Below are 10,913 nucleotides of genomic sequence, written 5' to 3'. Positions count from 1 at the left end.
CAGCAGGGGTACTGAGTCCGGCGTGCGGTGCCAGGGCGTGCAGTTCGCGCAGAAAGATCTCGACGGCCAAGGTCGCCAGGCTTTTCCCTGGACAGACATGTTTTCCGAAGCCGAAAGTCAGCGGTATTTTGCCGTGGTCGCCGAGTTGCAGCGGGCTGCGGAACACCTCCGGGTCGCGATTGGCTGCCGCGAACATGATGAGCACGGGCCCTTTCGGCAGGGTTGTCCCGCTGCGCAAGGTGACTGCGGTCGTGGTGCGGCGTTTCCAGGCCACCAGTCCGGGGTCGAGCTGGAGGATTTTGGCCGCGACCTGCCGCGCTCTGGTGGCGTCATCCAGCATCGTCCACCAGACGCGGTCAGGATCGCCGAGCAGCCGCTGGACCCCTTGCTGGATGGTTCCGGCAACGGTATGCACACCTGCGGCGAGGGAATTCGCCATGGCCGATACGGCTATTCGCCGCGGGAGGCCGGCGTCGTGCAGGCGTCTGGCGAACCCATCTGCGTTGGGGTGACCGGCGGATCGGACAACGCGGTTGCTCACAGTGAAAAGCTGACCGAGCGCTGTGACGGCCTTGGCGAGGTCGCTACCACGCATATTTTGGCCCAGCAGACCCGATTGGGCGCCGCTCCAGATCGCCACTTGCGGCCATTGATCCGGCGGTAGCCCGACCGCCGAGCCAGTGACTCTGGTGGCGAAGCTAATCGATAAGCGGGTGACATCGAGTGTCGTTCGGCCGCCCGCGTTGAGCTCGGCACGCGCGTTGTGGAAATGCGCGGCCAGCGATTCGGCACGTTCTTCGCGGTCAGTGGTAGCCACGGTGAAGTGACCGGTGGGACCCGCCAAGGTGTCCCAGACCAGCTTGTGGCGAATGTCATCGCCAAGATTGGCGGTGGCTTTCGCGGGCGGAGGCATAAGATGTCGCAGGAACGCCTGCACCGCACCGGGATTGGCCACAATGCGCGGGTATCCTACAAGCGGATCGAGCGAGTTGCTATTGCTGATTGCGGAGGCGTTCGCTTCCAGCAGCTCCCTCGCGTCTGAATACTTCCATACCAGTCGTAACCCGCTCGAGTGCCGAAAAGTCGGCTCCGGCCACTGGTGTAGCGCAGCATACATCTCGTCCCGTTTGCCGAACGGCAACTGGTTGGCGGTCAATTCCGCAAAGGGAAACTCAGCCACACTGATCTCCTCACCACCTGAGACGACCGATACTATCCGGCCACTTCACGACACCGACCACGGTTCCCGCCGACCCGAAATCTCGAGCCGGAGAGAGGTCGATGAGCGCCGACCTGGTCGACGCCGATGTGCTGGATGTTCGAGCCAGGTCGGGCACGGCGGTGAGTGCGCCCGGAGTGACCGCACATCGGTATTACCGCGCAGTCGCAGTCGATCTCGCCGACGGTGGCATCAACCATGTGACCAGAGAGATCCTGCCAAGATCTTGACGCAAGCCAGGTCCGTGTGCTTTGACGGCTACCCGCGATGCGAGCGGTCTTCCGGGTGGAGTTCGCTCCGTATCAGTGCATGCCCCGAAATCGTGCGGCGACCAATGCGCCCACTTCCGTGATCGCCGCCCGGCCCCGTGCCACCGACGGTGCCTGCATCGCGAATCCGTGACCCACACCCGGATAGCGCAGTTGCACAGTCGGCACGCCTGCCTCCCGGAGCCGGTCGCCGTAGGCTTCGACGCCGTCGCGGATCGGGTCCGCGTAGCCTACAGCGATGATCGCGGGTGGCAGGTCGGCGAGCGAATTCGCCAGTGCCGGAACGCCATAGGCGTCGTCGGTCGAGGGATCGGGGCCGAGGTAGAGACTTTTCATCCAGTCGATGTCCTCGGCGGTGAGGAAGGGGGAGCTGCCGAACTCGCGCATCGAAGGGCGGTCGGTGCGGCGCTCGACGCCGGGGTAGAACAGCACCTGCTGCGCGATCGCCGGGCCGTTGTCGTCGCGGCTGCGCAATGTCGTGGCGGCGGCGAGTCCGCCGCCGGCGCTGTCTCCGCCGACTCCGATCCGCGTCGCGTCGACGCCCCAGTTCGATGCCGTGTCGACGGCCCAGCACAGCGCCGCGTACGCCTCGTCGTTGGCGACGGGATAGCGATACTCCGGGGCGAGGCGGTAGTCGACGTTGAACAGCACCGCTCCGGTCGCGTCGGCGATATCGCGGGCGAGGCGATCGAAGGACTGCAATGTGCCCATGATCATGCCGCCGCCGTGGAACCACACCAGGGCGGGCGCATCGGATTCCGGTGCGGTCAGCGGATGGTAGACCCGCACCGGGACCGCACCGTGCGGGCCGTCGAAGGTAGCGTCGCGCACGGTGCGCATGTCGGGGCCGGGCGGACGCACGATGGATTCGAGGGACCGGCGTGCGGCGTCGACTCCGGCGGCGTGCATGGGGCCGGACTTGTTCGCGCGGACTCGCTCGAGAATCACTTCGACATCGGGATCCCAGGCGAACTGGTAGGGCTTGTACCCGCTTGGTGCGGTCACGGTTCACTCCTCGGGAGGTAGGGGAGGCGCGCCGGTTCGAGTGGCGCGCAACATCATCCCGGTGCTGGTCTCCCCGCCGCGGCGGTGCTCGTTCATCAGCTCGACGAGCCGTTCGTTGTCGTGGCGGGTCAACGCTTCGATCATCTGGTCGTGTTCGGCCACGACGCGGGCGCGCGCGGCCGGGTCGTACAGGTAGGCGGCGTGGTAGGGCATCGCGAGAGTCCACAGCCGGCGGATCTCGGCGACGATGAGATTCAGTGGGGATCGTTCGAAGATCACGAAGTGGAAGGCGTGATTGTGCATCCGCATCGCGAGCACGTCACCCTGTTCGGCTGCTTCGACTACCTGGTGTGCGGCGCGGGTGGCTTCTGCGAGAGCGTCGGCGGAAAACGCGGGCAGCGAGAGCAGCACCTCGCGTTCCAGGGCGGCGCGCATCAGGTAGATCTGGTCGAAGTCCGACTGCTGCAGCCGCGCGACCGTGTAGCCGACATTGGGTTCGTGCGCCACCAGGCCTTCGGCGGTCAGATGGCGCAGGGCTTCGCGGATGGGCAACCGGCTGACTCCGAGGCGTTCGGCCATGAGTACTTGGCGGATCGGCTGGCCGGGCAGTAACTCCCCGGTCACGATCAGCCGCTCCAGTTCCGCGACCACCCGCCCGGCGGCTCGGCCGACTTCGCGGCTCGTCGGGGCGGGGCTTTCAGTCGGTTTGCTCACGGGTCCCCGAAGATACCAGCCGAGCGCCAGGCACCGATTCGCTCAGCGGGGTAACCCATCGCGGTAAGCACCGATATGGTGTCGGCGCCGCGGGCGACCGCGGGTCGGGGGCGGCGGTGCGGTGACCGGCTGAGCGAGATCGGTACCCCCACGCCGCGATAGTCCGGCGCCTCGATGAACAGCTCGCGGTGCCGGGCCTGCGCCGACTGCAAAGCCTCGTCGACAGTGTTCACGGAGCTTGCCGCGACACCGGCCTGCTCCAGCCGGGCGGCCAGTTCGGCCCGGGGCCACGCCGCGATCCGTTCGCCGAGCAGTGCGACGAGCTCCTCCCGATGCGCGTACCGTTGCGCGTTGGATGCGAAGCGTGGTTCGTCGGCGAGCTCCGGTACACCGAGAGTCTGTGTCAGCGAACGGAATTGGCGGTCGTTGGCCGCGCTGACGAAGAAGTCGCCGTCGGCGGCCCGAAATACCTGATAGGGGACTACGGTCGGATGGAAATCACCGGTCCGCTGGGGGACGGATCCGCTGGCGATCCAGTTGGCCGCGTGCGGATGCAGGACGGAGATGACCGCGTCCAGCAACGCCATATCGACCAGTTGCCCGTGCCCGCTGCGGTCGCGCTCGAGTAGCGCCAGCAGGATGCCGTTGACGGCCAGGTTGGCGGTGACGATATCGACGATCGGCACGCCGACACGCAGCGGGTTGCCGTCGGGATAGCCGTTGATACTCATCAGCCCGCCGAAGGATTGCAGCACTGCGTCGTAGCCGGGAAGTCCGCCCATCGGGCCGTCGACACCGAATCCGGTGATCCGGCAGTAGATCAGCCGCGGATACCGCCGGCTGAGCACGGTGTCGAAATCGAATCCCCAGCGTGCCATCGTGCCGGCCTTGAAGTTCTCGATCACCACGTCGGCGCCGTCGATGAGGTGACCGAGGATCTCGCGTCCTTCGGGGGTGCGCAGATCCAGGCAGATGTTGTCCTTGCTGTGGTTGAGGCTGCCGTAGTAGGCACTCGTCCCGGAATCCACGAATGGTGGCCCCCAGCCTCGGGTTTCGTCACCGGCCGGCGCCTCCACCTTGATCACCTCGGCGCCCTGGTCGGCCAGCATCTGCGCCGTATACGGTCCGGCCAGGACGCGGCTCAGGTCCAGTACGCGCAGTCCGGTCAGCACTCCGTTGCCGGTAGCGGTGTCGGCGGCACGCCATGCCGCCCGGCCGTCGATGCGCAACTCGTCGTCGGCCTCGGCCGGTGCGGGTGGGGTGATGCTCATCGGGAATTCCCTTCTGCGACAGGGGGTTCGCCGGTCGGCTCGGCGCCGACGACGACGTCCCACAGGTCCGTGCCCTCGTCGAGAATCTGCCCGGCGAGGACGTCGGACCAGTACTCTTCGGACCCGTAACGGTCCCGCCAGGCCCACAGCGCCGTGGTGAACCGTCCCAGGCTGTGTTCGCTGGTGAATCCGATCGCGCCGTGGATCTGGTGCCCGGCGGCCGCGACTTCGCGAGCCGACGCCGAGGCCACCGCCTTCGCCGCGGCGATCGCCGCGCGGCGCAGGTGCGGGCCGGCCTCGCAGGCCTCGGTCGCGGCGGTGGCTGCCGTCTGCATCAGCGTGGCGCGGGCGGCGAGCCCGGCGAGGCGTTGCTGAATGGCTTGGAATTTCGCGAGTGGACGCCCGAACTGGGTGCGTTCTCCGGCGTAGCGCAGGGTTGCCTCGCGCACCGAGCCGGCTGTTGCGGACAGGGCGACCGTATAGGACAGGGCGCCGCGCTGCTCGAGTTCGTTTGCACCGATGGGGGATTCGGCAATGAGATCGACGGGTGTCGCGTCGAAGTGGTAGTCGTCGAGTGCGGCGCCGAGCAGATCGGTGCCGGGCCGCACCTGCACGCCCGGGGCATCGGTGGCGACGATCGCGATCGACGGGAGCGCGGCCGGGGTCGGCGGCTCGAGCAGGACGACCAAACGGGCTGCGTCACGACAGTGCACGACATCGGTGACGACGCCGTCGAGGACGGTGGTGCCGTCCACTTCGCGTGCGCTGCAACGATCGTCGGCGATCACCACGGTGCTGAGCTCGGCTGCCGCGGTGCCGGTGCAGTGCGCGAGCAGCGGGCTTGCCAGCAGGGTGTGCTCGATCAGGAGGGTGATCGCGCCGCGCTCGGCTGCGGCGTGCGCCACCGACAAGGCATCGGCGGATGTGCCGCCGCTTCCGCCCTGGGTCTCGGGGATGCCGATCTCGGTGAAGCCCGCGTCGGCCAGTGCGTCCCAGACAGCACGGTCGGGTGCGGCAGCGGGTGTGGTCGTATCGATGCCGATGCGGTCGATCATGTCCGCGACCGCCGCGATCAGTTCGGTATTCGGATAGGTCATCGCAATCCCATTCCGCGCGCGACGATTCCGCGCAAGATCTCGTTCGTGCCGCCGCGCAGCGTGAATGCCGGGGTATGCAGCACACCGGTCGCGAGCAACCGCGCGAAACCGTCGCCGCCGCTGCGGCGGGGTTCGATATCCGTGCAGGCGCGAATGGCCTCCACCACATCGCCTTCGAAGCTCGAGCCGAGATCCTTGACGATCGCGGCGAGCACATCGGGTTTGCGCCCGGCCGCGAGTTCGGTGGTGACAGCCAGCGAGACCCGCCGCAGGGCCCAGGCCTGAGCGGTAAGCGCGCCGAGGGTGGTCCGTTGCCGCGGCGTGGCTCCCGAGCGGCGCAGTTCCTCGGCCCATGCGCGCAGCAGCGGCATGGTCGACAGATAGCGCTCGGGCCCCGAGCGCTCGTAGGCCAACTCGCTCATCACCTGCGCCCATCCCGCGCCGCGTTGCCCCAGCAACGCGTCCGCGCCGACGTGCACGTCGTGAAAGACCACCTCGTTGAAGTGCCGGCCGCCGTCGATGCTCTGTAGTGGCCGCACCTCGATGCCGGGCGTGGACAGTTCCACCAGGAACTGTGACAGTCCGCTGTGGCGGTCACCCGGACCACCGTCGGTGCGGGCCAGCAGGACCATGGCATGGGCGACGTGTGCACCGGTGGTCCATACCTTCGTGCCCGAAATCGTCCACGAGCCGTCGGGACGCTCCACCGCCTTCGTGCGCACGGCGGCCAGATCCGAACCGGCGTCCGGTTCGCTCATACCGATCGCGAAGAACAGCTCACCGGCAGCGATTCCGGGCAGATAGCGCTGCTTCTGCTCCTCGGTGCCGTTGGCGAGGATGCCCGGCGCCATCTGCCGATCGGCGATCCAGTGCGCGGCGACGGGTGCCCCGTGGGCCAGCAGTTCCTCGGTGACGACGAAACGTTCGAGCAGTGAACGGCCGTGTCCCCCATAGCGTTCGGGCATGGTCATACCGAGCCAGCCCCGGCGGCCGAGTTCGGCACTGAACGCGGGATCGAATCCGCTCATCCAGTTGTCGGGCGCCGGGGTGAACACGCCGCTGCCGAGTTGTTCGCGCAGGAACGCGCGCACCTCGGCGCGCAGCTGCGCCGCATCGGCGGGACGTACCTGGGACCGGCTGCCGGTAGCGGCGGTCATCGTCCCGGTCCCCGCGACGACCAGGCTCCTTCGCCCTTGCGCGACATCGACCACATCTGCACGCCCCGTTCGATTTCCAGCGCCGAGGCCCAGCTCACCGCGGGCGGCCCGAGTTCCAGGCGAGCACTGGCCATGATGCGCCGAGTCAGCTCGGGGTCCGCGGCCGACGGGCCGGTGAGCTCCGTGATCCGAGCGTCGAGATCGGCTTCCTCCGCCACCAGGTGCGCGAGCCCGCGCTGCACCGCTTCGGTCCCGGTGAGCGAGTGCCCGCACGCCGCCAGCGCGATGGTGCCCGACCATCCGACCGCGCGGCCCAGCAACGCCAGATGTCCACCGCCCGGGTGAATTCCGCGGGCCAGGAAACCGCTGTCGAGCCGGGCCTGCGGGGTGACGGCCATGAGATCGGTGGCGAGTGCGAGATTCAAGCCCGCGCCGACGGCGCCGCCGACTACCCGCGAGATGGTAGGAACCGGCAGTGATCCCACCCGGACGAAGGAACCGTAGACCGCCGAGGTGCGGCGCACCGCCTCCGGCGAGGCCGGATCGGCCGACGACGCCGCCAGATCACGCGTATCGGCACCGCTACAGAAATACGCACCGGCCGCACGCACGACGACCGCCCCGATATCGGTGTCGTTTTCCACGCGGGCGCAGAAGTCGTCGATGAGCGCGGCCATCTCCAGGCTGATCGCATTCTTGCGCCGCGGGTTGTTCAGGGTCAGAGTGGCGACCCCGTCGGTGAACTCGGTACGGACCGGCGGTTCGGACGGGGCGCTGACGGGAATGTCGGACGTCATGCGGCACACGCTAGCAGATTGGATCCAAAATAAGATCCAATAATGATTGACAATCTGCACCCCGCTCGGCGAGTGTGCAAAGGACAGGTCGCCATCCCTGCGCTGTGGTGGCGGTATCGACGAAAGGTGAACTCGTGTTCGAGTTGGATGGGCGAATCGCCCTGGTGAGCGGGGCGGGACAAAGCGTCGGGGAGGGAATCGCGACGGTGCTCGCGCGTCAGGGGGCGACGGTCGTGGTGAACGATCTGCACGCCGAGCGCGCGGAGAGGGTGGCCGCGGCCATCGCCGAGGAGGGCAACAAGGCGATCGCCAGGGCATTCGATGTCACCGACTATCAGGCGACGGTCGACGCCGTGCGCTCGGCCGAGGCCGAGCTGGGCGGGCACGTGAACATCCTGGTCAACAATGCCGGGATCGCCGAGAAACGGGTCGCCAAGCCGTTTCGGGAGCTGACCCCGGACCAGTGGCCGCCTTCGATCGAGCTCAACATCTACGGCGCGATGAACTGCATCAAAGCGGTGATCGACGGGATGTGCGATGCGGGCTGGGGCCGCATCGTGCAGATTTCGTCGGGCAGTGCGCGTACCGGCCAGAACATCAACGTCTCCATGTACGCGACCGGCAAAAGCGGTATCGAAGGATTCATCCGCCATCTCGCCGCCGAGACCGGGCAGTACGGCGTCACGGCCAATATCGTCGCGCTCGGCCTGCAGGCCAACCTGGTCGAGAAAATGGCGCCCGAGTACCTGGAGCGACTGATCGCCGGCATTCCGATCGGACGCCTCGGCGACCCCATCGAGGTCGGCGCGTTCTGTGCGTACCTCGCGTCGAACGAGGCCGGGGGCATGACCGGACAGACCCTGGACTTCAACGGCGGGTCACAGACTCGATGAGCGGCACGCCCACGGCTCCTGTGACTCTCTCGCTCACCGCGATCCGCGTGATCGATCTTGCTCGGTCCGCGCAGTTCTACACCGCGTGTGGGTTCGTCGAAGAGACGTCGTTTTCCACCGACACCTTCGACGCGGTGATTCTGCGGGCCGGAACCGCAGGGGTCGAACTCATTGCCCCGCACGGTAATCCCGTGGCACCCGACCACGGCACGATGTTCACGAAGCTCGTGGTGAACACCGAGGACGTCGCGGGGGTGCTGAGGGCGGCGTGCGCCCACGGCGGCGCCGAGGAGATGCCGGCGACAACTCTGGCTCGATTCGGCGGACGCACGATCGGCAAGGTCCGCGACCCCGACGGCTACCTCGTCGAGGTCGTCAGCCCGACCGGGAAAACATCCGACCGCTGAGCGGGAAGACCGGGCGTGACGGTTCCGCACGCCCTCTAGCGTGGCGCCGGTCACGCCCGGACCGGAGAGATGGAGTGCAGGTGACGATGAGTTGGGGCAGTACCTATGACGTTGTGGTTGTGGGATCGGGTGGCGCCGCGTTGGCGGGCGCCTTGGCCGCGACGCACCGTGGGATGTCGGTGTGTGTGATCGAGAAGACCGACCGCTTCGGAGGCACCTCCGCGTATTCCGGTGGGAGCGTGTGGCTTCCGGGCAACCACGTGTTGGAACGGCAGGGAGTGGACGATTCCGTCGAGAAGGGCCTGACGTACTTCTCGGCACTGGTCGGTGACCGCACCCGCTCGGAAGTGCAGCGCGCGTTTCTGGAGACCGGCCCGACCGTCGCCGATTTTCTGGAGAACACCGTTGGGATCCCGCTCGAGCATCGCCCATTCCCCGACTACTTCGACGCACCAGGTCGAAGTGGCAATGGGCGCAGCATTTTCGCGCATCCGATCTCGGCGGAGGAGGTCGGCGACCGGCTCGACGACATCCGGCCGATGGTGCCTGCCGACCAGTTCGGGATCGACATCGATCGGTCGATGCTCGACGGCGGCCAGGCCTGGATCGCCCGAATGATTCTTGCCCTGGACGCCTCCGGCCGCGCCGAGCTGAGGTTGTCGACCCCTGTCACTGCTCTGGTCCAGGATGAGGACGGTCGGGTCGCCGGCGTCATCGTGACCGGCCCGGACGGCGACCGGAGTCGTATTCAGGCGCGGGCCGGGGTGCTGTTGGCCGCCGGCGGTTTCGAGCGTGCACCGCATTTGCGGGCGAAGTGGCAGGACATGCCGACTGCTGACTGGAGTTCCTCGCACCCCGACACCGGTTCCGGAGATGCGCTCACGCTCGCCGAATCCGTTAGTGCCGCAACAGATCTGCTGGATCAATCATGGTGGTGTCCGGCCACGTTGTTCCCCAACGGGCACGCTGCGTTCACCCTCGGAGTGCGGGCCGGAATCATCGTCGACAGCACCGCGCAGCGCTTCGCGAACGAGATGCTTCCGTACGACCGGATGGGCCGGGCGATGCGCGAGCGGATGCAACTCGGGCACGGCGACGCGTTCTGGTTCGTGTTCGACAACAGCTTCGGCGACGACCTGCCCGCCATCTGTGTGCCGGCCCCCGGCCGAGAGGAGCTGACGGCCGCGGGACTGTGGCACACGGCCGGCGACATCGCCGAACTCGCCGCTGCCATCGGCGTGGATTCCGCGGCGTTGGCGTCCACGGTGCGCCGGTTCAACGAGTTCGCCGAACGTGGCCGGGACGAAGATTTCAGCCGCGGCGAAGATCCGTTCGGCCGGTTCTTCGTCGGCGCGACAACACCGGAACCGTGCCTGCGCCCGCTCGACGGATCCCAGCTGCACGCGGTCCGCCTGGTGCTGGGCGACCTCGGCACCAAGGGCGGAGCGGTCATCACCACGGAAGGTGCTGTCGAGCGCCCGGACGGGTCGGTCGTCCCAGGCCTGTATGCCGCGGGAAACTCCGCTGCCTCGGTGGCCGGGCTGGTCTATCCGGGGCCGGGCGTGCCGCTGGGCTCTGGCATGGTCATGGCCTATCGTGCCGTGGCCGATATGGCCGACCGGCTCGACGGCGCGGAGTTGACCGCTTCCTGACCAGTGGCGGGAGCTCGCCATTTCCGGGGTGGCCGCCGGCGCCGACGCCTTTGGGTGTCGACGCGCGTCGGCCGGCGGTGCTCGGCGACAGCGCGGGCGGGGGCTTGCGGCCGGAGTCGCGTTGCTGGCCCGCGACCGCGGCGGCCCGGCGTTACTGGCCCAAGTTCTGTTGTATCCGGGGCTGGATCGAGACCTGGGCGCCGCGTCGATCGTGTCGATGCCGAGTGTGACCCCATCCGGGACCGGGGCGAGCGCTATGCGTCCCGGTCCCGCGATGCTCGCGTCCAGACCACGGTCACGCGGTATCCGGGAGTGCTCCACGGGTCTTGATGCGGCCGGAGAACTCGGCCCGTGCGATGCTGGCTGTCGCCGAGATCGGCGCTCTGCTTCGCGTCGAATTCGATTGTCTGCTGCCGTTCCGGTGATCGTGCC

The 10,913-nt window shown here is 67.7% G+C and carries 11 protein-coding genes and 1 pseudogene; 5 read left to right on the top strand and 7 right to left on the bottom strand.

Annotated elements, in window-relative coordinates:
• The coding region (locus tag RJ03_RS13925) for a cytochrome P450 (protein ID WP_157163419.1) at nucleotides 1-1,180 on the bottom strand (1,180 nt) is incomplete at its 3' end.
• 101 nt (nucleotides 1,181-1,281) lie between these two features.
• Here RJ03_RS13925 and RJ03_RS37125 point away from each other — a divergent pair.
• Nucleotides 1,282-1,449 (top strand): hypothetical protein, encoded by a 168-nt coding sequence (locus RJ03_RS37125; protein WP_157163418.1) that lies wholly within the window; start codon nucleotides 1,282-1,284, stop codon nucleotides 1,447-1,449.
• Between the two features lie 72 nt (nucleotides 1,450-1,521).
• Here the strand turns inward: RJ03_RS37125 and RJ03_RS13920 are convergent, their stop codons facing one another.
• From RJ03_RS13920 to RJ03_RS13895, 6 genes are read right to left on the bottom strand one after another with little or no spacing between them, the layout of a single operon-like run.
• Nucleotides 1,522-2,493 carry an alpha/beta hydrolase gene (locus RJ03_RS13920; protein ID WP_051024668.1) on the bottom strand — a complete coding sequence of 324 codons (972 nt, stop codon included), beginning with the start codon at nucleotides 2,491-2,493 and terminating at the stop codon, nucleotides 1,522-1,524.
• A gap of 3 nt (nucleotides 2,494-2,496) precedes the next feature.
• Nucleotides 2,497-3,207, bottom strand: a complete 711-nt coding sequence (locus tag RJ03_RS13915) for a GntR family transcriptional regulator (RefSeq protein ID WP_036502135.1) — start codon at nucleotides 3,205-3,207, stop codon at nucleotides 2,497-2,499.
• Nucleotides 3,204-4,478, bottom strand: coding sequence for a CaiB/BaiF CoA transferase family protein (locus tag RJ03_RS13910; RefSeq protein ID WP_036502132.1), 1,275 nt, complete (start codon nucleotides 4,476-4,478; stop codon nucleotides 3,204-3,206). The genes RJ03_RS13915 and RJ03_RS13910 overlap by 4 nt, the downstream gene beginning before the upstream one ends.
• Complete coding sequence (locus RJ03_RS13905; RefSeq protein WP_036502130.1) at nucleotides 4,475-5,575, bottom strand: acyl-CoA dehydrogenase family protein; 1,101 nt, start codon at nucleotides 5,573-5,575, stop codon at nucleotides 4,475-4,477. The genes RJ03_RS13910 and RJ03_RS13905 overlap by 4 nt, the downstream gene beginning before the upstream one ends.
• Nucleotides 5,572-6,732 carry an acyl-CoA dehydrogenase family protein gene (locus tag RJ03_RS13900; protein ID WP_036502127.1) on the bottom strand — a complete coding sequence of 387 codons (1,161 nt, stop codon included), beginning with the start codon at nucleotides 6,730-6,732 and terminating at the stop codon, nucleotides 5,572-5,574. The genes RJ03_RS13905 and RJ03_RS13900 overlap by 4 nt, the downstream gene beginning before the upstream one ends.
• The gene (locus tag RJ03_RS13895) at nucleotides 6,729-7,529 is read right to left on the bottom strand and encodes an enoyl-CoA hydratase-related protein (protein ID WP_036502125.1); all 801 of its coding nucleotides are present in this window, start codon (nucleotides 7,527-7,529) and stop codon (nucleotides 6,729-6,731) included. Before RJ03_RS13895 ends, RJ03_RS13900 begins: the two co-directional genes overlap by 4 nt.
• Nucleotides 7,530-7,663: 134 nt before the next feature.
• Between RJ03_RS13895 and RJ03_RS13890 the strand changes: the two genes are divergently transcribed.
• From RJ03_RS13890 to RJ03_RS35980, 4 genes and pseudogenes are all read left to right on the top strand, one after another.
• Nucleotides 7,664-8,422, top strand: a complete 759-nt coding sequence (locus tag RJ03_RS13890) for an SDR family NAD(P)-dependent oxidoreductase (RefSeq protein ID WP_036502123.1) — start codon at nucleotides 7,664-7,666, stop codon at nucleotides 8,420-8,422.
• Between the two features lie 47 nt (nucleotides 8,423-8,469).
• Nucleotides 8,470-8,829 carry a VOC family protein gene (locus RJ03_RS13885; RefSeq protein ID WP_245552282.1) on the top strand — a complete coding sequence of 120 codons (360 nt, stop codon included), beginning with the start codon at nucleotides 8,470-8,472 and terminating at the stop codon, nucleotides 8,827-8,829.
• A gap of 86 nt (nucleotides 8,830-8,915) precedes the next feature.
• Entirely contained in the window at nucleotides 8,916-10,481 is a 1,566-nt protein-coding gene (locus RJ03_RS13880; protein WP_036502146.1) for an FAD-dependent oxidoreductase, read from the top strand.
• Between the two features lie 50 nt (nucleotides 10,482-10,531).
• Nucleotides 10,532-10,906, top strand: a pseudogene (locus RJ03_RS35980) (alpha/beta hydrolase); the annotation flags it as partial.
• Nucleotides 10,907-10,913: the final 7 nt, after the last annotated feature.

This window comes from Nocardia aobensis NBRC 100429, assembly GCF_000308375.1.
GTDB classification, from domain to species: domain Bacteria; phylum Actinomycetota; class Actinomycetes; order Mycobacteriales; family Mycobacteriaceae; genus Nocardia; species Nocardia aobensis.
Note: the sequence above shows the minus strand (reverse complement) of the source record. Positions and strands in the feature narration are given on the sequence as shown.

Coding starts and splice junctions, on each gene's coding strand:
- RJ03_RS37125 (WP_157163418.1), top strand. CDS start 1,282: ATGAGCGCCGACCTGGTCGACGCCGATGTGCTGGATGTTCGAGCCAGG.
- RJ03_RS13910 (WP_036502132.1), bottom strand. CDS start 4,478: ATGAGCATCACCCCACCCGCACCGGCCGAGGCCGACGACGAGTTGCGC.
- RJ03_RS13905 (WP_036502130.1), bottom strand. CDS start 5,575: ATGACCTATCCGAATACCGAACTGATCGCGGCGGTCGCGGACATGATC.
- RJ03_RS13900 (WP_036502127.1), bottom strand. CDS start 6,732: ATGACCGCCGCTACCGGCAGCCGGTCCCAGGTACGTCCCGCCGATGCG.
- RJ03_RS13895 (WP_036502125.1), bottom strand. CDS start 7,529: ATGACGTCCGACATTCCCGTCAGCGCCCCGTCCGAACCGCCGGTCCGT.
- RJ03_RS13880 (WP_036502146.1), top strand. CDS start 8,916: ATGAGTTGGGGCAGTACCTATGACGTTGTGGTTGTGGGATCGGGTGGC.